The organism is Thalassospira sp. UBA1131 (assembly GCF_002311515.1).
Classification (GTDB): Bacteria; Pseudomonadota; Alphaproteobacteria; order Rhodospirillales; family Thalassospiraceae; genus Thalassospira.
In genome coordinates, this window is record NZ_DCAO01000104.1 from 229,074 (window position 1) to 252,690 (window position 23,617).

Genomic DNA, 23,617 nt, shown 5'->3' on the forward strand with positions numbered 1-23,617 from the left:
GAGAAATGATAATCGATCCGCTTATCAAGCAGCGTATTGATCGCCGCCATGCCAATCGCCCCGCCCAGATTACGCATCAGGTTATAAAGCCCGCTGGCATTCTTGATCTTTTCGGGTGGCAAGGTGCCCAGTGCCAGATTGGTCACCGGCAACATGCAAAACATTAGTGCTGCACCACGCACAACCTGCGGCCAAATCAGCTCGTTAAACGAAACCTCGCTGGTGTTAAAGCCATGCATGGCAAGGCCGGTGGCAAACAAGGCAAGCCCGATGCCCAGCACCACGCGCGGCGGATATTTCGCCGTCATTTTTCCGGCAATCGGGGCGGACAGGAACTGGGTAATACCGGTCACGGCCATAACAATCCCGATTTCGAGACTGTCATAGCCTCGAACGCGTCCCAGCATCAGCGGCATCAGATAAACACTGCCATAAAGCCCGACACCCAGCGTAAAGCTGAACACGCAGCCCATGGTGAAATTGCGATCGGCAAAGGATTTCAGATCCACAATCGGCTTTTCATAGGTAAACATCCGCCAGAAGAAATAGATCCCGGCAAGGGCGCATGTGATGGTGCCATAAATGATCGCGGTTTCGTCAAACCAGTCATCCTTGGGCCCTTCGTCAAGGACATATTCAAGGCTGCCCAAAAACACCGCCATCGACAAAAGCCCGCGCAGATCAAATCCCTTAAGCAGGCCGATATCCCCGCGATCCACGCGCAGCGTCATGGCGACAACGGCGGCAATCATCAGTCCGGGAATAACGTTGATCAAAAACAACCAGTGCCAGGACAGTGACTGGGTCAAAAACCCGCCAAGGGTTGGGCCGATGGTTGGTGCCATGGTCGCAATCAACCCGGTCATCACCGAGGCAGCATTGCGTTTGTCAGGCGGGAAAATGATATAGGTCGTGGCAAACACGGTCGGGATCATCGCCCCGCCCAAAAAGCCCTGCATGGCGCGAAACCAGATCATGCTTTCTATCGACCAGGCAAAGGCGGACGCCACCGACATCACGGTAAAGCCAATTGCAGAAATCACGAACAGCCAGCGCGTTGACATCAGGCGCGACAGGAACCCCGACAGCGGGATCATCACCACCTCGGCAATCAGATAACTGGTCTGAACCCAGCCGATCTCGTCCGGGCTTGCCGACAATCCCGCCTGAATGTTTTCAAGCGAACTGGCAACAATCTGAATATCAAGGATCGCCAGAAACATGCCGACAACCATCGCCACCCAGCCGACAAACTGGGCGGTTTCCATCGGGCGCGTTTCGGATTGCGGCGCTGTTGTCGGGCTGACGGCTGCCATCAGTTAAGCTCCGAAAGTTCCGCCGTCGGGACGATCCCTTGCGCAAGACCAACACCGGCGAGTTCTTCTTCGCCACTGGCATTGCGGGTATCCACATTGACCACCACCGAAAGCCCCGGTCGCAATGCCTTGGCCCATTTGCTGTCATCCAGTTCGATGCGAACCGGAACACGCTGGGTGATTTTGGTGAAGTTGCCGGTGGCATTTTCCGGCGGCAGCAGACTGAATTGCGCACCGGTTGCCGGGGCAAAACTTGCAATATGGCCAACAATCTCGGCATCCGGAAAGGCATCCACCTCGACCGAAACCTTCTGCCCCGGCGCCATGTGGCTGATCTGGGTTTCCTTGAAATTGGCCACGATATAGGTACCGGGCAAAGGCACCAGCACGAGAAGTTGCTCACCCGGCTGGACCAATGCGCCGGTCTGAACCGACCGATTGCCAACCACGCCATCAAACGGCGCAAAAATCCTGGTGTCATCAAGTGCCTGTTGCGCCAGATCACGTGCGGCTTCGGCCTGTTTCACAGCCCGCTCCGCCTCGATCTTCTGGGCGCGCAAAACACCAAGACGGCCTTTTTCCACCGCCAATGTTGCGTTGGCCGACGCCACCTCAGCCTGCGCTGTCTGGCGATCGGCCTTGGCGTAATCAAATTTCTGGCGGCTGGCCGCGCCCTTTTTGACCAGATCGTCATAACGCTTGAAATCATCGCTGGTGCGTTCCAGTTCGACCCGCGCGATATCAACATTGGCCGCGGCCTGATTGATTGCGGCTTCCTGAAGGGTAATCTGTTCTTCCATGGTGCCGACGGCCGACCGGCGTGCCTCAAGAGCCGCTTCGGCCTTGGCCAGTTCAAGGCGGAAATCTTCATCCTTGATGGTCAGAAGCAAGTCGCCCTTGCGCACCGGCTGGTTTTCGGCCACCCGCAAATCGCCAACATACCCTGACACCTTGGGCGATACAGCGACTTCATCGGCCTGAAGATACGCATTGTCGGTACTTTCATGGTACTGACCTTCGGTCACCCAATAGAACCCGTAATATCCACCGCCACCGATAATCGCCGCTGCGATCAGGGGCAGAATGACCTTTTTCACACTCATTGCCTGATTTTTCCTTTTGGTATTGATCAGTACCATTTGTCTATTTATGGTACTACTCAGTACCAAACGTCAAGTCCGGAATCGGAATCCCCTGTGCAAGACACCAAGAAAATTGATCCCAGAACCGTAAAACGCCGCGAAGCCATCATCGCAACGGCGCGGGAATTGTTTTGCGAACATGGGCTTGCCGGCACGACGCTTGAAATGATCACGGCCGAGGCCGGGGGATCACGCCGAACGATCTATGAGCTGTTTGGAAATAAGGATGGCGTGTTCGAAGCCGTCATTCGCGATTGCACGGGGCGAATCACATCCGTCATGAGCGACCTTGAAATGTCGGACTTGCCGCTCCGTGCGGCCCTGATCCATTACGGCGAAACGCTGATGACGCTTCTGACCATGCCCGACACCATCCGGTATATGCGCCTGTTTCTGGCCGAGGTGCCCCGCTTCCCGAAACTGGGCAAGGTCTTTTATGAAAGCGGACTGATGACGGGGCGTCGATACATTGCGTCTTATTTCGAACGTCAGATGGCAGAGGGCAACTTCCCCAAAGGCAATCCCTGGCAAGCTGCCGTGTTCTTTTCCAGCCTGATCAAGGCGGACTACGATATCCGGCAAATGTCCTATATCGATTGGGAACCGCAGGAAAAAGATCTGCGCAGCCATGTGATTGCGGCGGTCGATATGTTTCTGCGTGGCCACGGGCTAGATCCGGAAAAAATGACTTCCTGATTTAGCCGTTCAAGCCCGCAATCCATGCTGCGACTGGCGCATAACATCCCCTGCCCCGTTTGGCACAACCAGACAAAGCCTGTTACGCAAACAGCGTCAACAGCCGCCAGGCAATCGGTCCCAGCATTGTCAGCACACCGACCCACATCATCGCAACACCCCAGTTGCGATCACGATTGGTAAAGCCGAAACCAAGCAGGCAAAAGCCGACAATGCAGATGATCAGGACAATGATGTTTTCACTTGCCAAGTTCATGACAGTTCCCCTTTGATGGTGCCCCGGAAATCGGAGTCTCCCCCATCCACCGGCAATACGGTCACAATATCGGCCAACGGATCAATCGGTCATTGATCCGGATCAGAAAAATCAACTCTGCGAGGCCGATAGACAGTTTTTTCGAACTTCTCGTCAAATTCGCCTAAACGATCAGGATTATTGATCTTTTTGGCAACAAAAATCGCCAATTCACCTGATCGAAATGCCCGGATTTCCGGGTTTTACGGCCCTCATCACATTGTTGTATTCCAGCCCTCTTTGATTTTCTGGTGGCTTCCTGTATGTTGCGGGCTCCCGACGCGGCCAGGGCGCTCCCTCGCGCGCCGGAAGACAGAGATTTAACCATCTTGAATGGCAGCCGCGCTGCATGTCGGCCGCGGCCAGCAAGGGAGTATTCTATGAGCAAGATTAAAGTTAAGAATCCAGTCGTCGAGCTTGACGGCGATGAGATGACCCGCATCATCTGGGACTTCATCAAAAACAAACTGATCCTGCCGTATCTCGACATTGACCTGAAATACTACGATCTTTCGGTTCAGAAACGTGACGAGACCGACGACCAGATCACCATTGATGCAGCAAATGCCATCAAGGAACACCGCGTTGGTGTTAAATGCGCGACCATCACCCCCGATGAGCAGCGCGTTGAAGAATTCGGCCTGAAAAAGATGTGGAAGTCGCCGAACGGCACCATCCGTAACATCATTGGCGGTACCGTGTTCCGTCAGCCGATCATCTGCTCGAACGTTCCGCGTCTGGTTCCGGGTTGGACCCAGCCGATCGTTATCGGCCGTCATGCATTTGGTGACCAGTACCGTGCGACCGACTTCAAGGTTCCGGGCGCAGGTAAACTGACCATCAAGTTCCAGCCGGCAGACGGCGGCGAGCCCATCGAACACGAAGTCTTCGACTTCCCGTCTTCGGGCGTTGCGATGTCGATGTACAACCTTGATGACAGCATCAAGGGCTTCGCACGTGCTTGCATGAACTATGGCCTGTCGCTCGGTTGGCCGGTTTACCTGTCGACCAAGAACACCATCATGAAAGCCTATGACGGCCGCTTCAAGGACCTGTTCGAAGAAGTCTTCCAGGAAGAATTCAAAGACAAGTTCGAAGCAGCTGGCATCACCTACGAACACCGCCTGATCGACGACATGGTTGCATGTGCGATGAAATGGAACGGTGGTTTCGTTTGGGCTTGTAAGAACTATGACGGCGACGTTCAGTCCGACACCGTTGCACAGGGCTTTGGCTCGCTCGGTCTGATGACCTCGGTTCTGATGACCCCGGATGGACAGACCGTCGAAGCAGAAGCAGCACACGGCACCGTGACCCGCCACTATCGTCAGCACCAGCAGGGCAAAGAAACCTCGACCAACCCGATTGCGTCGATCTTTGCCTGGTCCCAGGGTCTTAAGTACCGTGGTGAATTCGACGATACCCCGGAAGTCGTCAAGTTTGCTGAAACCCTTGAGAAAGTCTGCGTCGATACCGTCGAAGCCGGCTTCATGACCAAGGATCTGGCACTGCTGATCGGCCCGAACCAGAAATGGCTGACCACCAACCAGTTCCTCGACAAACTGGACGAAGGTCTGAAAGCTGCAATGGCCTGATCCATCTGATCAAGCGGCAGTTTGCCAATCAGAAAACCCCTGTCGGGAAATCGACAGGGGTTTTCTTTTATCAATACTGAAATTCGAACAAAAAGAACCCCGCCGGCGGGGGGCCAGGCGGGGCTGCAAGTTGCTACGGCCCAGGCTCAGGCCGCGGCGGTCAAAGCAGGATCAGCTGCTTTGAACTGGGATGTCTTAAGCAGCAGTGTCACCAGTATCGGCGGTGTCACCGCTATCTGCTCCGTCACCGGTGTCACCACCCGTGTCACCTGTATCTCCGGCGTCACCTGTTTCACCCGTGGTGTCGCCCGTATCTCCGGCATCACCCGTTTCACCTGTGGTGTCGCCCGTATCTCCAGTGTCACCGGTGTCTCCGGTATCACCTGTGTCGCCTGTATCACCTGTATCCCCGGTGTCACCGCCAGTATCACCGGTATCCGGCTCGCCATCATCTGGCGTATCACTGTCATCACCTGCGCCAGGCCCGGTCAGCTCTTTCCAGCCCTTGGTAATAATGTCGCGTTCGACATCCGGATCGACATCCGGACCGGTCGGCGCGCCAAACACCCGCTGGATCCCCGGCGGCAAAGCACCAGCAAGCCCCGGTGCATTTGCAATACCCGGCGGCATGCCTTTTTCACCAGTTACACCTTCTCTTGCAGAGGATGCACCACGGCCAACGCCCCCGGCCTGCATACCCAGACCCTTGGCGTTGGAACGCGCGGCTGCACCTTTGCCTTGTGCTTCGGCACCATTACCTTTGCCGCCGCCATTGCCACCACCGGCGTTACCACTGTTCCCCGGGCCGTCCGGGCCGCTGCGGCCATTTCCGCCGCCATTGCCGCCACCGTTACCGCCGCCAGGGCCATCATTTCCGTTACTGCCACCGCCACCGGGGCCGCCATTGCCGCCACCGTTGCCGCCGCCGTTACCACCACCGTTGCCGCCGCCATTACCGCCGCCGTTGCCATTACCGCCGCCGTTTCCGCCGCCATTACCTTGACCTTGCGCAAAGGCACTTTTGCCTGCGACGTCAAACTGGGAAAGGTCAAGCGATAGGGGTGTTACCACCAACGCAAAGGCGCCAAACCCGAGAATGCCCGCTGTCGTAATCCTGCTGCGCAGACTTTTCTTCTTAATGGTCAACATTGTCAGCTCCACTTCCTTAGCAGTGAATTTCGCGTTCATTTGACAGGACAACGCACGGAGTTCGAATTTTCTTCCCGACTGTCGAAATTATTTTTCACAATGTTTTTTTTCGGGGCCGAGGGAAGAAACACGAAGGCCCCGTCGTTATATGTTCAACAAGACTGAAAAATTGCGCCTGCGATCATGAATGGGACGTCTGGTTTGGACACTGCTTTAAGACAAGAGCTTGCAGATCTTCTGCCGCGCGCATTGCGGTTTGCGCGATCGCTGACGCGCGATGCTGTCGCGGCAGAGGATCTGGTGCAAACGGCATATGCAAAGGCGGTTGAACGGATCGAACAGTTCGAGCAAGGCACACGGCTTGATAGCTGGCTGTACCGGATCATCCAGACAAGCTGGATTGACGAAAAACGCCGCGATCAGCGCCAAGGAAATGTGGTGTCGTTTGAAGATGCACGTGACAGTGCCGTTCCGGGCATAAATCACGGTGGCACCGACAGGATGTTTTTGCAGGCAGCACTTGCGTCCCTTGCCGAGGAACAGCGTGCCGCCCTGACACTGGTCCTGATCGAAGGATACAGCTATCGCGAAGCCGGCGACATTTTGGGCATTCCTGATGGCACGGTCATGAGCCGCGTCGCCAGAGCCAGAAGAACACTTGCTGCTCTGCATGATGACGACGGCGAGACAATAAACAAAGACAGCATTTACAGAGGTTCGTCATGAGCAAACAACTTGAAGATCGCGACTACGTTTTGCTGTCTGCCTATATTGATGGCGAACTGGCCCCGACGGAATGTCGCGAGCTGGAAGACAGAATTGCCAAATGCCCGGCCATGACCCGTCAGTTCAACATCATGGCGGGACAATCGGTCGTTTTGCGCAATCAGTCTGAACGCCTTCTGGCCGATCGGGTTTATCCGCAGCTGTCCCAGGACATCGAAGATATCCTTGATCAGAAAAAGATACCGACAAAACACTTCGTTACCAAAAGCGACGTCGATGCACGCCCGCGCACCGTTGCAAATAACAATACGCCGATCTGGACTGGAATTGGTGCGGCGGCGGCTGTTCTGCTGGCGTTTGTTGGCGGCAACTGGTTTAACGAAAACGTCCGTGATGCGGCTGTTGGCACCCTGGCATCAAACGATGCACAAATGTTTTCGTATTCGCCCGTCAACAATCCTTTGCTTGATGAACAAATCAGCATGACGCTGGAAGAAACGCTGAGCGGCGATATTCGCCAGGTCTCGCTGGGGCTTGCCGAAAACAGTGACGGCACCATCAAGATTGAACCGCTCAGAACCTTCCGTCAGGGGACGCGTTTCTGCCGGGAATATCATGTCACGTTCCCGACAGACCGCCTTGAAAGTGGTACGGACGGGTTCTTTGGTCGGGCTTGCCGCACAGAGGATGGCCAGTGGGAAACAGTTTACCGGCTGATCCCGGGCGTCGATCTGCCGGACCTTGGCAGCTCTGATGACACACTGCCCAAACAAAAGCTTTGAGTAAATCGACAGCGATGAGGGGCTCCTCATCGCTGTCGATGTTTTTTTAACCGCAACAACCAAGCGATAAGAACCAGGACGTTAACGACCTGACAAAATGAATAAGCAGGATCAGAACAATGAATTTGCCTAACTACCAGCGCCCGTTTTTGGCGCTTTCTTGCGTTTTAAGCCTTTCATTGCTCGGAGCGTGCCAAACGCTTGAAAGTTTCGAAGATTCATTAAACAGTCTCAATGACGGTCTGGGCGAATATGCCGAAAAGACCGATAATACCGGCCCGGCCCTTCCACCCGCATCATTGCCTGAATTCGGCATCGGCGATGCCTTTGTCTATGATGGCGGACGCGCCATTTATGTCGCCGACATCAAGGGGGATCGGATCGTCTGGAATGGTGGCGGTGACTATCTTTTCGAAATGACCCGCGATTTCACTGGCCCGATCCTTGACTGGTCCTACACCGATGAAGAGGATCAGAAACGTTCAGGTTCTGGCATGGTCAAGGCTGGCTCGGAAAACATCTGGCCGTTGGAATATGGCGACCACGTTCGTATTTCGACCCGGTCATCCAATACAGATCCCGTCACTGGGGACGTGAATGAATATGACCAATGGCTGATCTGCAAGGTACCGAAAACGGAAACGGTCGAGGTGCCCGCAGGCACGTTTGACACCTACGTTATCGAGTGTTCCCGCTATTACAAACAGTGGTGGATGCAGACAACCAAATGGTGGTACGCGCCGGAAATCGGCTTTTATGTCAAACGTGACCGTTCATGGAATTCCGGCGAAGACCACAGTGAAGAACTGGTGACATATGGCCCTGCCCCGGCAAAAATTGCGAAATCCGCACAGGACCTTTTGGCAAGAACTGTTCAGCAATCGCTTGAAACCAATAATTCCGGCGATGCGAAAACAGCATCCATCGGTGCGCTCGACATCGCGGTGACCCCGCTCAAAACCGTTCAGACGGACAAAGGCGTCTGGTGCAGGACCTATCGTCAGGAACTCACCGCACGCAAGCGTACCAGCAGCCAAATCAAATCGGCCTGTCGCACGGATGATGGCTGGGTACTTGAAGATGATGTGCCGGATCTGACCACGCAATGACCTGAACCGGTCGGCTGGATGACAGTCAAAACCGCGACATCGGAGTTCCCCCGCCCATATTTTGGTGGGGGATTTTTTTTTACTTACTGATTTTTTTCCCGAACGATCGCCAAGACCCACTGCCCGCCAGATATCTCAATCAGCAATAGATTATCCTACGACGAGCGCGTATCATCTGTTTGTCTTCATTTGCCGGAAACAGACGCCCATAGGGCTCCATGATCCGCCGAATGGACAATTTTCCGGGTATGCACGTCGGGGGGACGGCAATGACCTATCTTCAAAATCACACGATACTATCTTCGGGCGACCTTGATGAGGTCCGGGAGTCGATCAAAAACCTTGCGTCACGACACGATCTGGATGTCAAAGGGCACAACGCAGAGTTTAACGCCCGCGTCGCCGCCGTGGAGTGTGATGACATCAGTCTGATGCATGTCGCATTCGGAAATTCAAGACTGACGGTCGAATCCTCCGAAGAAGATGATGATGGCCTGCTGTTATATATTGTCACGTCTGGTGCGGGTGTTGCGCAGCATTGCGGGCAAGAACTGGAATTCTTCCCCAATGCTGGGTTCATGCGCGATTTGGCCGCACCCGTCAGCGCCACAGAAGATAACTTTAGCGCCTTTGTCCTTCGTTTATCGAAAGAAAAACTCAAAAACTATACCCGTTCGGTGGTTGGCGAAGATGTTGAATTAAATGGATTGCGGTTCGACCCTGTGATTGATCCCACCACACCGGGCTGGAACGTTTTCTGCAATACAGTCCACTATGTCGCCGAGGCGCTCGACGGACCTTTGCGTGAATTGCATAACCCGATCGTCACGACCCAGATGAAAGACATTCTTGTCGCACAATGTCTGAGCCTGTTGCCCAACAGTTATCAGGACATTGTGAATGGCCGCACCGTCACCGAAGTTGTGCCCTATTACATTAAACGTGCACGTGATTACATTCACGCCCATGCGGACAAGAAACTGGGACTTGCCGATATTTCGGCTGCGGCCGGATGCGGCTATCGCGGACTGCAAAAAGGTTTCATGGACGCCTTTGGCATCACGCCGATGGCTTATTTACGTGTTGTGCGTTTGAAACGCGTCCGGGCCATTTTGATGGCGGAACCATACGGAAAAACCGTCTCTGAAATCGCAAGGCAATGGGGCTTCACCCATATGGGCCGGTTTGCACAGGATTATCATCGGGAATTCGGCGAACTTCCGTCTGAGACAATCCGCAAACACGGCTGAAATTCACCTCCGATATCCGAAAAGCGCCCTCAGTATCCAGTAAGCGCAGCAAACGTACCACACCATCCAATTACATGTTTCCTTATCGGCGTCGCTGCTCAATTCTCCGTGCGGGGAATGGGCCGTCATGCATTAAATTTCAGACATGACGGAGAGTGGGGGAACACTCTGATAACAGGACAGTCCTGAAATTGGTCAGGACTGTCCACCCAACGACAATCAAAGCGTTGGCCTTGCTCCAAAGAGACTTGGTGTGTCGCTGATTGATCGGCTGCAAGGTAAGCGGTTACGATTTTTATACTTCTTCTCATCCCCAACGCAGTCCACGCGGCACACCTCGTGGGATGTGCGCAGTGAACCTGCCTGCTGAATGGCAGGTGGGCGGAAAATTTACATAACAAGCGTTGTTTGGTTGAGGAAAGATCGATGGGAAGCCGTATTAAGTCTGGCTGCATACTCTGGCGGGCGTTGATCGTCGTGATTGTAGGGTTCGTCAGTATTCTGGCAAGCACTTCAGAGGTAAAGGCGCAGCAGACGCAAGCTGCCTTTACAGGAACAGGGCGCGCTCTTTGTGGTGCAATGGATTTGCGCACAAATGAACTCTTGGGTGCATGCGGCTTCACATCTGCAACCAAAACCGGCAAGGCCGTCGGAGAATGCCCACGGGGATCCTTCTTTGACATCGGCACCTGGTCCTGTTTCTCATGTCCAAGCGGTTACAACCGAACCGGTTTTGCGGTGGACACGCAAAAGGCATGTTCAAAGCAGGTTTCAGCAGAATATAAACGCGCAACCCGGGTCGGCGCACACAAATCCTGCCCGTCTGGCTCGTTCAAAGATCTTCGCAATGGCGGTGAATGTTGGTCATGCCCAGCCGGATTTGACCGTACCTTGTCGGCCGTGAATGAATGGGATGCTTGCGGTAAAATCTTTGAAACAGCACGTCGGGCCGAATTCATTGATCGGGTTTGCCCAGAAGGTTCGTTCCCGGATCTGAATGGCAGTTGTTATACCTGCCCTGACGGATATCGCCGTACGGCGGCTGCGGTCAGCGCGCACAATGCCTGTTTCCGTAATGAAAGCCTGGTGGCTGCAGAAAAAATAACCGCGCTGACCTGTAAAGCTGGTGAACATTTCGACTTTGTCGATGGCGGCACTTGCTGGTCATGTCCGGATGGGTCTGTAAGATCTGTTCACAGCGTCAAAACGAATAAAGCCTGCGAATACACAAATATGCGTTGGGAGTCGGCCAAACGGACGCCAAACGGACTGTTTGGCTTGCCCGGTGCGCACGAAATTGTCGCCCAAGTCATCACCGAACGCACTCGAATTGAAGCCACGATCGAAAAGTTCATCACAGACTCCAAGATGAACAACAACGACGCCGAGGAGTATCGCGTCGGCGTTTGGAAACAGATTAAGAACGAGCCAGAAGCTTCACTGGAGCTCAAAGGCGCGGTTTACAATTACCTGTATGACGTCATCAAACGCGGCGCCAAAACCAAGCCCGAACAAGACATTGTCAACTATCTGGCAACCTATGTTCAAGACTCCCGCAAGCTAACGGCGTCAGAGATGAGTAATGTCTGGGAGAGCTGGCAGCGCGGCAGAGAGGCCTGGCGAAAATCGCGCGGAACCAATTTGGCTTCGGCATATGATACCGGTGTAAAACCGCCAGACACTACCTTGGCAGCCAAGGAAGTAATGCACCTGGGGCCCGCTGCGGGTATCGGTTTGATCTATCTTGCTGGCTTTACAGCTGAGGCAGTGTCCCCAGCATTTGCCCAGGCTGCGTCCCGAATTGCTCTGCAAATCCTGCCTTATCGTTTCAAGGAGATTTCGCAAGGCGTCGTTGTGAGTAGCGCTGGGTTCGCTGGCGCTGCAGTCGCGCCACTGGTGGTTTTGACTGCCGCTTCTGTCATTGCGTCTTTCGCAACCGAAATTGCGCTGGAGCAGAACAAACAAGAAGCAATCGTCAAAGACGCAGTCGCAGTCGCACAGCGTCCGGTCAATATCGCCCGTCTGCTCAAAACGGATGACGGCCGAAACGAAGTCGCAGGCAACTGGGCGCTGATGACCCAGGAGCCCATCAAGCCGAATACACGGACCTGGGCACAATTGATGCCGGCTGAGAAGGCAACGGGTGCCGACGATCACAGCGTGACGTTGGACAACGGCAATGTTGTTGTCGGGAACTTCGAAATCGATACGGTCATTGATGGCGGCCAAAATAACACTAGAAATGACACGATCACGTTAAGCCAGATTGAATCGACCGGTACAACCGGCGCTGCTGGTCGTGCAACGAATTGGGACTTGATCCCGGGAGACGCCACCGATGTTGCGATCGGCACGGATGGAACCACCTATGTCATCGGTGTAAGCAAATCCGGTGGCGGCTATGAAATCTTCAAGCGCGCCAAGACAGCAAAAAGATGGACCAAAATGGCCGGTGCGGCAGTCCGTATCGCTGTTTCAGATAAAGACGCATGGGTCGTCAACGATGCGGGCCTGATATTTGCCCAATCAGGAACAAAATGGCGGCAAATCCCCGGCCCGGCGGCACAAGATATTGGCGCCAGTGCCAACGGGGTTTGGATTACCGCCGTTGACAACACCATCCATGTCCGGAATGGGAACCGCTGGCAAAAACTTCCGGGAACGGCAAAACGTATCGACATTGATCAGAATGGTCGACCGTGGGTCGTAAACAAAAATGGCGATATCTTTGTTCATGACAACAACAAGAAGTGGCAAAAGCTTCCGGGCGCGGCTGTTGATATCGCGGTCGATATCCCGGGTGCGGCGTTGATCATTGGCACGGACGGCAGAACCTACCTGTTTAATGCCGCCAAGCAAGACTGGGATCCGATTGTAGACGAAGCGGACTCTAGTGCGATTGGTGCTGGCGATGGTCAGGTATGGCGGCTGACCAAAAACAATAAAATCTATCAAATGCAGTAGCCGGTCACGGGTTGGGGCTCATCGGGGCCCCAACCCGCCCGCACGCCGAATTTATGCACCTAGCGTGCACAAGGAACATCAGGAATAGGTATTTGATGCGGTTGTTTATGACGTCTCTTCGCAGCACGGTTGCGGTTTGTGCCTTGGTGACTATGGCCGGGTGCCAAACACTGTCTTTGAACAACACACCAACCAAAACGGACAATCAGTTTGTTGTTAATTCCGGGGTCGAGGCGGATGCTGTTTCGGAACTGGTGAACGCAAGTAATCTGGCCCTCGAAGCCCAAGAAATGGATGAAGCATCCCGCTTGATCAATCTGGCCTTGAAGCTTGATGTTACCAATCCGGATTTGCAGTTTCTCAATGGTTTGACCTACCACCTGATGGGGGTGCAGGGCGACGCCAGCAAATTTGATCTGGCAGAGCAAGGCTACAGACAGGCGCTTAAATTCGATCCGGGTAACCTGTCGGCCAGTTACCAGTTGGGCCTTTTGTATATGGACCAACGGCGCTATGGCCTTGCGCAGGCCTATTTTGCCGCGGTCGCCCTTCATCGCGGTGATGACCCGGCGGTACTGTATAGTCTGGCTTCGGCGTCATACTACGCGCGCGATCCCCTAACGGCGGAAGCCGCGTTAAAACGTTTGATGGATGTGGCACCCGAGGCCAAACAACAGCCCGAAGTGCTCAAAGCTGCGGCATTGTCTTTGGCAGCAATGGACGACCGCACAGGCGCGTCGGCATTTTTGGCAGCCTATCGCAAGGCAGTTCTGGGACCGGAAAACATCGAATATCTCGAACGTCGCGTTCAAGGGTGGCAGTCGTTTTATGACAGTGATGCCAAGGTCATGCTGGCGCAGTATGGAAATGATCCCTATGGCAGCACCGATCCTTATGGCTCGGCAAATCCATACGGCGCCCAGGATCCTTACGGTTCCAGCAATCCTTACGGCGCAGCAGCAGCCCCGGATCCCTATGCCGCTCAGCAGCAGGATCCTTATGGTGCGGCAAACCCTGCACAACAGGGCTTTGCAGATACCGGCATGGTGGTCGTGGATGTGGTCCTGATCGGCACACAGGAAGATGTCCGTAATTCGCGCGGCATCAACCTGTTGAACGGGTTGCAGTTGCAGTTTGGCGACCCGCTCAGCGGAACATCCGGATTTGGCTATGAGTCCACACGGACCAAGGATTATCTGAACACCGGGCTGGAACAAAGTACGCAAACAATTACCCGGGCCATCAGTATTCCTGCGGTGACGTATTCGCTCAATATTGCCAACTCCGCCGATGCCGACAATCAGGTCCTGGCCAAGCCAAGCTTGGTGGCCCAGACCGGACAAACTTCGGAATTCTTCTCGGGGACTGAAATTTTGGCTGCTGCCGTTTCCGGCGGCAATGGCGACAGTGTTTCGGTGCAAAAAGAGGTTGGCGTCAAACTGGCTGTCACGCCGGAAATACTGCCCGATGACATGATCCGCTTGCACGTGGTTGCGGAACGTACCTTCCTGACCGACCCGTCCAATTCGGTTGTGTTTGAATTCCGCCTCGATACCACCAAAACCAATGTCAATTCGACCGTCACCATGAAGTTTGGCGAGACGCTTGTTTTGGGTGGCCTCAGTGAACGCGAAACATCCAAATCAGCCGATGGCGTACCGGGCTTGATGGATATACCGATTGTCAATTTGTTGTTCTCACAGCGCATTGAACGCCAGTTCGAACGATCTGTATTGATCCTGATGACGCCACGCCGTCCGCTTTATGCCCGCCGGGCTCAGGAAGACCGTGACACCATGATCGAAGAAATGTCGGATCTTGAACGGGACATCGAACGTCTGGAAAACCGTCACAAGGATTGGTTTACGCCGCGCGCAACCTTCAGCGAAGTCATTGAAAAGCTTCAGGGGCGCGAATTCTTCGAAGAGTTCAGGAATGGAGATGTGAAAATTCAGTCTTGGCAGAACGACGAAAATGGCCAGCAACATATCGCGATGGTGCGTGACCGGTTGCTTGGTCTATAGCTTTTTGTATTCGGAGACTGCGATGCGAAGTCGTCCAATGACACCGCTCATCATGCGGTTCTGTCTGGTTTTGTACTGTATTGCCTTTACGACAGTTCATCCGATCACCGGCGCACATGCGCAAGACAGCGCCCCATCATCAAACTGGACCCGTTTGCCCGGCACGGCTGTTGACATCTCGATCAACAGTGACGGGCAGGCCTACGCCGTTGCCCCGAATGGCACGCCGTGGCGCTGGGATGCGATAGAACAGCGTTGGCGCAAAATGTCGGGCAATTTTGTGCGCATTTCCGCAGCCGAGGGAAACCGCCCCTGGGCAATCAGCGCCGACGGCGTGGTTTATCGCTATAACGGGTTGTGGTGGGAAAACAAGGACACCGACGTTGCCGATGTTGCGGCCGATACGCTTGGCAATGTCTTTATTGCCAAAGTCAGTGGCGAAATCAAAAAATGGTATCCGTTGCGCAGTGAATGGCGGCCGATCGACGGCAGTGCGTATCGCATCGCACTCGACAGGACGGGAAATCCATGGGCGGTGGCGCGCGATGGCGGCATTCGGTCCTATGATGGAAAGACCTGGACCAGCATGCCCGGTCGTGCCCTCGACATTGCCATTGCCGGTAACGATAGGGTTGTAATTGTCGATGCCGAAGGTCAGATCAGGACCTGGAATGAAACACAACGCAGTTGGCGTATTGTCGCCGGTATAAGTGGTGCGACAGCCATCGCTGCCACACCCGATGGTGGACCGTGGGCGGTTGTTGCCGGTGGCGCCATCATGGCAACGACATTGCTGGTTGCACCGGAAAAAATCAAAACCGAAGAAGGCCGGGCACCGGAAATTCGCGCGCCCGATGCCATCGCCCCTGTTGATAGTGCGCCAGCGGCAATTGCCCCGGATGTCACAGCCCCGCCCCTGCCCCCAGCAGCAGCTGTTGCACCACCCGCGGCACAAGCAGCACCATCAACGGCACCAGTCGCGGTAGCAACTGGCGCCTCCGCGTCACCCGTGACACCAAGTACAGATGCAACTGCGCAAGGCACCAGCCGAACCGTGGCCCCGTCAACCGGGGACGATCCCGGCCTTGATCCGACGACGGTAACAACGACCGACGACATTACCTTTACCAACACCCGCGAGAACGCCACGGCTTTGGCAATCGGTCGGGATGGAAGTGTGTTTGCTTTGAACGCGGCCGGAAGTGTTTTCCGCTGGTCCAACAGCCGCAAAAGCTTTGAAGATTTTCCGGGAACACTGGTGCGTTTGGCCGTTGATGCAAATGGCGACCCTTGGGGCATTTCCACCTTGGGCCGGGTATTCCGTCATACCGGAAAACTGTGGAAGCAAATACCGGGTGCAACCGGCTCAGACATTGCGATTGGCGGGGATGGATCGGTTGTAATTGCCGATGCCAGCGGAAGCCTATCCAAGCTTAATGACGCCATGACACGGTTTGATCGTATTCCCGGTCAGGGCATCTTGGTTGCAGTCGCCCCGGACGGAACCCCATGGTCAATTCGGTCTGACAATTTGGTGCAGCGATGCGAACAATCACCGTGCGAGGTGTTATCGCAAAAGGCCAAAAGCATCTCGATCGGTCCGGATGGCAGCGTTTATGTCGTTTCCGCCAATCAATTCCTGATGCGTTTGGGCGCGGATGGCAAAACCTTTGAAGTCGTTCAAACGCCGGGTCACACCGCGGAAAGCGTCGCGGTCGGCCCCAATGGCTATCCCTGGGTTGTTACAACTGACACTGTTGTGCTTGCATCAAAGTTCTTCGAGCGTGACGAACAGAATGATCGTCTTGTTGCGGCCTCAACCGTCGGGGATACCACCGGCAGTGGCGATACCGCGGCTGTTGTGGATGTTGCATCCCCAAGCGCCTTTACGTTTTCAAAAAACATAACTTTTGAAACATTCACCGCGGACCTCAATACGATTGATGAAATTGCCGTCGGACAAGATGATGGTTTCTACCTGTATGGCACGCCCTTAAATCAGGGAGCAAACCAGTTCCAGAAGTTCAACACCAAGACCAAGAAGCTCGAACAAGTCTCTCTGTCCTTTAACCAGAATGTCGAGAAGTTTGATGTTGCGACTGATGGCAGCATCTGGACAAACGGAAACAGTTCGAACTCGATCTATAAGCTGTCATCAACGGGCACGATCCAGCGGACCTATTCGTTAACATCGGGCAACATTCAAAATATATCGATTGGTTCCGACGGCACGGTTTATGTCGTCATCAGCGGTAAGCTTTATCACCTTAAACCCGGAACCAATGCCTTTGCCAAGTTCAGCAATGACGACGTGCGTAAGGTGGCTATTGGCCGTGCAGGTGATTTGTGGATCGCGGATAACAATAACATTGTTCAGCAGTACACCGGGACAAGGTTTGAAAACCGCCCGTTGGGTCAAAGTGTGACTGTCGAAGACATAGGTGCCGGGACGGATGGCAGCGTCTATGTCACCGTATTCGAAAACAGTGCATACGCTTTGAAAAAATGGAATGCGACAAACGGTTCGTTTGACAAGGTTAACAACGTAACTGCCAACATGGTCGATGTGTTGTCAGATGGCCGTCCCTGGATCACGAATACCAGTTCCGGTACCGACGTTAAACGTGCCAAGGACTAGGTTTCATTCGCTTCGCATTCATCACGAAGTGAAATGAAAAACGCCCTGACCATTCATGTGGCTCAGGGCGTTTTGCCAGATCGTCCAGATCGTATTTTATCAGGTCTCTGGCGTCAGGACGCAGCCTTGCGGACAAAATTGCCACGCTGGTAATCGTCAAACGCCTGCATCAGTTCCTGTTTGCTGCTCATGACAAACGGGCCATAGCGCACGACCTCTTCATGGATCGGACGTGCGGCAATTACCAGCATCCGGCCACCCTCGGCACCGCCTTTAAGGGTCACACCATCACCGTCTTTCAAAATCGCCAGATGATGGGTCGGGACATCTTTGCCGCCAACAATTGCATCGCCGATAAAGACATACACCACTGCGGTGTGCCCTTCAGGCAGCGGGACGGTGATTTCCGCACCGGCATCAAGTTTGGCATCAACAAAGACCGGATCGGTCGAAATACCGTTGATCGGGCCGGTTGCGCCATGCATCGATCCGGCCAGAAGGCGCAGCTGCGCCCCATCCACGGGGGTGATTTCCGGCAGTTCATCGGGCTCCATATTCTGGTAGCGCGGATCAATCATCTTGTCCTTTGCCGGCAGATTGATCCAAAGCTGGAAACCCTGCAAAAGGCCGTTTTCCTGTTCAGGCGTTTCGGAATGCACAATCCCGCTACCCGCCGTCATCCACTGTCCACCGCCCGAACGCAAAATGCCCTCGTTGCCCATGCTGTCCTGATGGCGCATCGCCCCTTCGACCATATAGGTCACGGTTTCAAAGCCGCGATGGGGATGCTCCGGGAAGCCTGCGATATATTCGTCCGGGTTGTCGGTCGAAAGTGAATCAAGCATCAGGAACGGGTCAAGCATATCAAGCTGTGGCGTCCCAATGGACCGTCGCAGCGACACGCCCGCCCCATCCGATGTATCCATCGCGCGCAAGACACGTTCAACACCGCGTGCATTTTTCACAGACTCAGACATTTCAAAACTCCTCTGCCTGTCGGCATTCTTGCCAGACACCATTTCATACCCCGCATGGTCGCACAAAACTGTCGCCAAACAAGGCCCAATCAGGCACCTGATTGTTTATCAAATCGCAACAAAAAAGGCAGTGCAGGAACCCTGCACTGCCTTGATCAGATCAGACGACTTGAAAATCAGCCTGCAAGTTTGGCGGCAAGTTCTGCCACGTGCTTGCCCTGGAATTTGGCGATATCAAGCTCGTTCTGGGAGGGTGTACGTGAACCATCGGCACCAGCAAGCGTACCGGCACCATAAGGCGAACCACCGGTGATTTCGTCCATATTGGTCAGGCCAGCACAGCTGTAAGGCACACCGACAATCACCATCCCCTGATGGAGCAAGGTGGTATGGGTCGAGGTGATGGTGGTTTCATGCCCACCATGCTGGGTGCCAGTCGAGGTAAAGACAGAACCGATCTTGCCGATCAATTTTCCTTCGGCCCAAAGACCACCGGTCTGGTCAAGGAAGGTGCGCATCTGGCCTGGCATGTTGCCAAAGCGGGTCGGCACACCAAAGATGATCGCGTCATATTCCGGAAGATCGGAGACCTCGGCAACCGGGGCAGCCTGATCAAGCTTGGCACCTGCGCCCTTTGCGACGTCTTCGGGCATGGTTTCAGGAACACGTTTGACATCAACATGCGTCCCGGAAACACCGCGTGCGCCTTCGGCAACGGCGTTGGCCATGGTTTCGATATGACCATACATCGAATAATAAAGTACCAGTACTTTCGCCACGTCATCCTCCTTGGTTGAATTTCGTCGGCTTGCATAGTGACTTAAGAATGCACCCCTGATAACGGCCAGCTTGGAAACAGTCTGTTCGTTATCGGACGCGAACCCGATCAGACATCAGGATCAAGCATCTGGATTCCGGGCCAGATACTGCACGACCTGATCTGGGAAATCGGTGAAAATGCCATCAATTCCGGCATCATCAAAAATCGCCTTGAGCGCGATCTGCATATCCCCCGCCCATTTCGGCAACTGGTCAGCGCGCAGGGTATAGGGATGAACCTTCAATTGCGCACGCTGGGCGGCAATCAGGGTCGGTGTCATGATCGCAGTGCCGTTTTCGCTCAGGCCTTCAATAACTTGCGGCAACCACGGCCCGATACCATCAACAACACTGGCCATCTCGGCGATGCCGTCGTCAGATTTCAGATAATCGTAATCGGTTCCCTCTGGCGCGCCCCAGCGGTTTTCACCGATAAGCTGCACCAGCTTGCCCTGATAGTTGAGCTCTTGACGGATACGCTTGGTTTCAGACCAGTCAAAGCACTGCACAAAGGCATTTGAGTCCGGGTTATTATATCCCCACTTATCCATCACCGCGATCACGGTTTTGGCGATGTCCTGGCCTTCCGCACGATGAAAGGCCGGGTCCTTGATTTCCGGATAGATGCCGACATTACGCCCAGTGGAGTGGTTCAACCCACGGATCAGTTTAATTTCTTCTTCAAGGGTCGGGATCTTGAAGATGGCAAACTCAGCCGGAAAGCGATCCGCATAAACCTGTTTGCCGGTATCGGCCTTGAACCGTTCGGACACATTAAGTGTTTTAAGTTCGGCAAGGGTGAAATCAATCGCGTAATACCGCCCATCTTCACGTTTGCGATCCGGGAATTTTTCCGCAACGTCGGTGGTGGTATCAATGTGGATATCGTGGAGTACGACCGGAACACCGTCCTTGGACAGAACCACATCCTGTTCGATGAAATCCGCCCCCATGCCATAGGCCAATGCTTTGGCCGGCAGGGTATGTTCGGGCAAATACCCCGACGCCCCGCGATGGGCAATCACCACCATTTCCTGATCAAGTGCCTGCGCATCGGCCGAATTCATCGCACCTGTAACAGGCATCAATGTGGCTGCGGCAAGCCCGCCAATCACCAGCAAGGTCGACTTGATCATTTTGCGTATCAGCATCCCGGGTATCCTTATCCAGTGTCCTTTTGTGATCAAGGACTATAGGCGCGGATTGGCAGCACAAAAACGCGTCACCGCGTCTTGGGTGCAATCTTCATGAAACTGTTACAGCAAAGAACGCGGGCCTAGCGGTTAAGTTCCCCGGTCATGCGATCAAGACCGTCAAGGGTCAGCGGAAACATCCGCCCTTCCATCAGCTTGTGCATGATCTGGATCGATTGATGGTGACGCCACCAGTTTTCCGGTTGTGGATTGATCCAGGCGGCATGTTCGAAATGATCGAGCAATCGCTGCATCCAAACGGCCCCGGCCTCGGCATTCCAGTATTCCACCGCCCCGCCAGGATAGGTGATTTCATAGGGGCTCATGGTGGCATCGCCGACAATCACAAGTTTGTAATCCGCGCCATAGGTATTGATCACATCCCAGGTCGATACCTGTTCGTTCCAACGCCGCGCGTTATCTTTCCAAAGCCCTTCATAGGGGCAGTTGTGGAAGTAATAATATTCAAGATGCTTGAACTCGGTTTTGACCGCCGAAAACAGTTCTTCACAGACTTTGATGTGATCATCCATTGATCCACCAACATCAAACAGCATCAAGACCTTGACCGCGTTATGGCGTTCCGGGCGCATCTGAACATCAAGCCAGCCTTGGCGGGCGGTTGATGTGATGGTGCCCAGCAGGTCAAGCTCATCCGCCGCCCCGGTCCGCGCCCATTTGCGCAGACGACGCAAGGCGACCTTGATGTTGCGCGTGCCGATTTCGACACTGTCATCAAGGTTCTTGAATTCGCGCTTGTCCCAAACCTTGACCGCGCGGCGATAGCGGGATTTATCCTGCCCGATCCGCACCCCTTCGGGGTTATAGCCATAAGCGCCAAACGGCGATGTCCCGGCCGTACCGATCCATTTGTTGCCGCCCTGATGACGGCCCTTTTGTTCTTCCAGACGCTGTTTAAGCGTCTCCATCAGCTTTTCCCAACCGCCAAGGGCTTCGATCTCGGCTTTTTCTTCATCGGTCAGGAATTTCTCGGCTAGCTTTTTCAGCCACTCTTCAGGGATTTCAGTCTTCTCGACTTCGTCCATCCCCTCGGTCAGGTCGATCACGCCCTTGAAATGTTCGGAAAACACGCGGTCGAACTTATCAAGGTGGCGTTCATCCTTCACCAGTGCCGAACGCGCCAGATAATAGAAATCCTCGACCGAATAGCCCGCCAGTCCCTTTTCCACCGCCTCAAGCAATGTCAGGTATTCGCGCAAACTGACCGGAACGCGCGCATCTTTCAGCTTATAGAAAAAGCCGGTGAACATCGGGATTAACGCCCTTCGCGCCGTGCCATGAAGGCAAGCCGCTCAAACAGATGCACGTCCTGCTCATTCTTAAGCAACGCCCCATGCATCGGGGGCACGGCGGTTTTGGCATCCTTGGCACGAAGCGCCTCGGGCGGCAGGTCTTCGGCCATCAAAAGCTTCAACCAATCAAGAAGCTCTGAGGTTGACGGCTTTTTCTTCAAGCCTGAAACCTCGCGCATGTCATAGAAAAGGTTCAATGCCTCGGACACCAGACGTTTCTGGATTCCGGGGTAATGCACCTCGATGATCTCCGCCATGGTGTCTGCATCCGGAAAGCGGATGTAATGGAAGAAACAACGCCGCAGGAACGCGTCTGGCAGTTCCTTTTCATTGTTTGAGGTGATGATCACGATCGGACGCTTGGTGGCTGTGACCATCTGCTGGGTCTCGTAAACGAAGAACTCCATCCGGTCGAGTTCCTGAAGCAGGTCATTGGGGAACTCGATATCAGCCTTGTCGATTTCATCAATCAGAAGGACGGGCGCTTCGCCGTCTGCCTCGAACGCCTCCCACAGCTTGCCCTTGACGATGTAATTGCCGATGTCATGGACACGCTCATCACCCAGCTGACTGTCACGCAGGCGCGAAACAGCATCATATTCATAAAGGCCCTGCTGGGCGCGCGTGGTGGATTTGATCGACCAGGTAATCAGTTTTTTGCCAAGCGACTTGGCGATTTCTTCGGCCAGCACCGTCTTGCCCGTGCCCGGTTCGCCCTTGACCAGAAGTGGTCGCTGCAACGTGATCGCAGCATTGACCGCCACCATCAGATCTTCGGTCGCGACGTAATTTTCCGTACCCTGAAACTTCATTTCTGCCCTGCAACACAAGTTGACGTTTGCGTTAACCTAGGGCGTCCAACCGATTTGAGCAAGGGCCCAAACACCACACAGTCTATGCGCTGTTGCGCTTGAGTGCCTGAGCCGGACTTTCGCCATACCAGTCGCGATAGGACCGTGAAAAGTTGCTGACATGGTTAAAGCCGACCGCTGCTGCGACCTGCTTGACGGTGGAATCACGCGACGCCAGCAACTCCCGGGCGCGCTCCATCCGCTTGGAGCGGATAAAGTCCGCACAGCTTTTGCCCGTCTCGCGCTTAAACAGGCTGTTAAGGCGGCTTTCGGTCATGCCACCCGCATCTGCCAACTGCGCAACCGAGACCGCGGCCGCCAGATCGCCAGTGATTCTGGCCATCGTGTCTTCGATCACCGTCTTTTCAAGAACACTTGGTTCCGGCGTCTTTTCGCCATCGTGATGCAGCAGGCAATAGGCATCAATCATCTCGGCCAGAAACAGGGTTGATAAACCTTGAAGCTTGAACTTGCGCCCAACGCCGGTCGCTTGGGCGGAGAACATCGCACTGACGATGCTTCTGATCTTGTTGTTAAGCCCAAGCGCCCTGACTTCAATCACGCTTTGACCATCAGACAGATAGGGATCAAGCGCTGCTGGCAGATCATCGCCAAACTTGGCACGCAGCGCATCAAGTTCAATGGTAACCCCGGCATGGCGGATCACTTGTCCACCGGGCAGAAAATAGCGCGTGCCGGGCTGGTCGACGCGCATCATCAAACCGATCTCGGGCGACATGGTGTGTTTGCTGCCATCCGGGCAATCAAAATCAAGGTC

At 54.4% G+C, this 23,617-nt stretch carries 19 protein-coding genes; 9 read left to right on the top strand and 10 right to left on the bottom strand.

Features of this window, described 5'->3' with window-relative positions:
• Positions 1–1,316: DHA2 family efflux MFS transporter permease subunit (locus B3Z49_RS17225; RefSeq protein WP_296993097.1), on the bottom strand; the 1,316-nt coding region annotated here is incomplete at its 3' end.
• The gene (locus B3Z49_RS17230; protein WP_296993099.1) at positions 1,316–2,419 is read right to left on the bottom strand and encodes an HlyD family secretion protein; all 1,104 of its coding nucleotides are present in this window, start codon (positions 2,417–2,419) and stop codon (positions 1,316–1,318) included. The genes B3Z49_RS17225 and B3Z49_RS17230, both read right to left, overlap by 1 nt.
• Before the next feature lie 93 nt (positions 2,420–2,512).
• On the opposite strand from B3Z49_RS17230, the gene B3Z49_RS17235 reads away from it, so the two are divergent.
• Complete coding sequence (locus tag B3Z49_RS17235; RefSeq protein WP_296993100.1) at positions 2,513–3,154, top strand: TetR/AcrR family transcriptional regulator; 642 nt, start codon at positions 2,513–2,515, stop codon at positions 3,152–3,154.
• An 82-nt stretch (positions 3,155–3,236) separates the two neighbouring features.
• Here the strand turns inward: B3Z49_RS17235 and B3Z49_RS17240 are convergent, their stop codons facing one another.
• Positions 3,237–3,410 (bottom strand): hypothetical protein, encoded by a 174-nt coding sequence (locus B3Z49_RS17240; RefSeq protein WP_296993103.1) that lies wholly within the window; start codon positions 3,408–3,410, stop codon positions 3,237–3,239.
• A 419-nt stretch (positions 3,411–3,829) separates the two neighbouring features.
• Between B3Z49_RS17240 and B3Z49_RS17245 the strand changes: the two genes are divergently transcribed.
• Complete coding sequence (locus B3Z49_RS17245) at positions 3,830–5,044, top strand: NADP-dependent isocitrate dehydrogenase (RefSeq protein ID WP_063087614.1); 1,215 nt, start codon at positions 3,830–3,832, stop codon at positions 5,042–5,044.
• Positions 5,045–5,239: 195 nt separating this feature from the next.
• On the opposite strand, the gene B3Z49_RS17250 is transcribed toward B3Z49_RS17245, so the two are convergent.
• On the bottom strand, positions 5,240–6,193 hold the full coding sequence (locus tag B3Z49_RS17250) for a hypothetical protein (RefSeq protein WP_296993105.1): 954 nt from the start codon (positions 6,191–6,193) through the stop codon (positions 5,240–5,242).
• Between the two features lie 201 nt (positions 6,194–6,394).
• On the opposite strand from B3Z49_RS17250, the gene B3Z49_RS17255 reads away from it, so the two are divergent.
• From B3Z49_RS17255 to B3Z49_RS17285, 7 genes are all read left to right on the top strand, one after another.
• Entirely contained in the window at positions 6,395–6,919 is a 525-nt protein-coding gene (locus B3Z49_RS17255) for a sigma-70 family RNA polymerase sigma factor (RefSeq protein ID WP_040823515.1), read from the top strand.
• Complete coding sequence (locus tag B3Z49_RS17260; protein ID WP_296993108.1) at positions 6,916–7,701, top strand: hypothetical protein; 786 nt, start codon at positions 6,916–6,918, stop codon at positions 7,699–7,701. Before B3Z49_RS17255 ends, B3Z49_RS17260 begins: the two co-directional genes overlap by 4 nt.
• A gap of 119 nt (positions 7,702–7,820) precedes the next feature.
• Positions 7,821–8,810 (top strand): hypothetical protein, encoded by a 990-nt coding sequence (locus B3Z49_RS17265; protein WP_296993110.1) that lies wholly within the window; start codon positions 7,821–7,823, stop codon positions 8,808–8,810.
• A gap of 269 nt (positions 8,811–9,079) precedes the next feature.
• Entirely contained in the window at positions 9,080–10,060 is a 981-nt protein-coding gene (locus B3Z49_RS17270) for an AraC family transcriptional regulator (RefSeq protein ID WP_296993111.1), read from the top strand.
• A gap of 477 nt (positions 10,061–10,537) precedes the next feature.
• A complete protein-coding gene (locus B3Z49_RS17275; protein WP_296993136.1) occupies positions 10,538–13,024 on the top strand; it encodes a tectonin domain-containing protein in 2,487 nt (828 codons plus the stop codon).
• A gap of 95 nt (positions 13,025–13,119) precedes the next feature.
• Positions 13,120–15,048: a hypothetical protein gene (locus B3Z49_RS17280; RefSeq protein ID WP_296993113.1), complete on the top strand. Its 1,929-nt coding sequence runs from the start codon at positions 13,120–13,122 to the stop codon at positions 15,046–15,048.
• A gap of 37 nt (positions 15,049–15,085) precedes the next feature.
• Complete coding sequence (locus B3Z49_RS17285; RefSeq protein ID WP_296993115.1) at positions 15,086–17,686, top strand: tectonin domain-containing protein; 2,601 nt, start codon at positions 15,086–15,088, stop codon at positions 17,684–17,686.
• Positions 17,687–17,799: 113 nt separating this feature from the next.
• Here B3Z49_RS17285 and B3Z49_RS17290 read toward each other — a convergent pair whose 3' ends face one another.
• The 6 genes from B3Z49_RS17290 to B3Z49_RS17315 form a co-directional block, all read right to left on the bottom strand.
• Positions 17,800–18,663: a pirin family protein gene (locus tag B3Z49_RS17290; protein WP_296993117.1), complete on the bottom strand. Its 864-nt coding sequence runs from the start codon at positions 18,661–18,663 to the stop codon at positions 17,800–17,802.
• 176 nt (positions 18,664–18,839) lie between these two features.
• A complete protein-coding gene (gene wrbA / locus B3Z49_RS17295) occupies positions 18,840–19,442 on the bottom strand; it encodes an NAD(P)H:quinone oxidoreductase (protein ID WP_064782315.1) in 603 nt (200 codons plus the stop codon).
• Between the two features lie 120 nt (positions 19,443–19,562).
• On the bottom strand, positions 19,563–20,633 hold the full coding sequence (glpQ, locus tag B3Z49_RS17300) for a glycerophosphodiester phosphodiesterase (RefSeq protein ID WP_296993119.1): 1,071 nt from the start codon (positions 20,631–20,633) through the stop codon (positions 19,563–19,565).
• A 125-nt stretch (positions 20,634–20,758) separates the two neighbouring features.
• Entirely contained in the window at positions 20,759–21,946 is a 1,188-nt protein-coding gene (locus B3Z49_RS17305; RefSeq protein ID WP_296993121.1) for a vWA domain-containing protein, read from the bottom strand.
• A gap of 5 nt (positions 21,947–21,951) precedes the next feature.
• On the bottom strand, positions 21,952–22,800 hold the full coding sequence (locus tag B3Z49_RS17310) for an AAA family ATPase (RefSeq protein ID WP_296993124.1): 849 nt from the start codon (positions 22,798–22,800) through the stop codon (positions 21,952–21,954).
• Positions 22,801–22,882: 82 nt separating this feature from the next.
• Positions 22,883–23,617, bottom strand: a 735-nt coding sequence (locus B3Z49_RS17315) for a helix-turn-helix domain-containing protein (protein WP_296993126.1), incomplete at its 5' end; no start/stop codon positions are given.

Bases quoted from the DNA above. Each gene is read 5' to 3' on its own strand.
- B3Z49_RS17285 (WP_296993115.1), top strand. From the start codon at position 15,086: ATGACACCGCTCATCATGCGGTTCTGTCTGGTTTTGTACTGTATTGCC.
- glpQ (WP_296993119.1), bottom strand. From the start codon at position 20,633: ATGCTGATACGCAAAATGATCAAGTCGACCTTGCTGGTGATTGGCGGG.
- B3Z49_RS17305 (WP_296993121.1), bottom strand. From the start codon at position 21,946: ATGTTCACCGGCTTTTTCTATAAGCTGAAAGATGCGCGCGTTCCGGTC.
- B3Z49_RS17230 (WP_296993099.1), bottom strand. From the start codon at position 2,419: ATGAGTGTGAAAAAGGTCATTCTGCCCCTGATCGCAGCGGCGATTATC.
- B3Z49_RS17280 (WP_296993113.1), top strand. From the start codon at position 13,120: ATGCGGTTGTTTATGACGTCTCTTCGCAGCACGGTTGCGGTTTGTGCC.
- B3Z49_RS17270 (WP_296993111.1), top strand. From the start codon at position 9,080: ATGACCTATCTTCAAAATCACACGATACTATCTTCGGGCGACCTTGAT.
- B3Z49_RS17310 (WP_296993124.1), bottom strand. From the start codon at position 22,800: ATGAAGTTTCAGGGTACGGAAAATTACGTCGCGACCGAAGATCTGATG.
- B3Z49_RS17265 (WP_296993110.1), top strand. From the start codon at position 7,821: ATGAATTTGCCTAACTACCAGCGCCCGTTTTTGGCGCTTTCTTGCGTT.
- B3Z49_RS17290 (WP_296993117.1), bottom strand. From the start codon at position 18,663: ATGTCTGAGTCTGTGAAAAATGCACGCGGTGTTGAACGTGTCTTGCGC.
- B3Z49_RS17250 (WP_296993105.1), bottom strand. From the start codon at position 6,193: ATGTTGACCATTAAGAAGAAAAGTCTGCGCAGCAGGATTACGACAGCG.
- B3Z49_RS17260 (WP_296993108.1), top strand. From the start codon at position 6,916: ATGAGCAAACAACTTGAAGATCGCGACTACGTTTTGCTGTCTGCCTAT.
- B3Z49_RS17240 (WP_296993103.1), bottom strand. From the start codon at position 3,410: ATGAACTTGGCAAGTGAAAACATCATTGTCCTGATCATCTGCATTGTC.
- B3Z49_RS17245 (WP_063087614.1), top strand. From the start codon at position 3,830: ATGAGCAAGATTAAAGTTAAGAATCCAGTCGTCGAGCTTGACGGCGAT.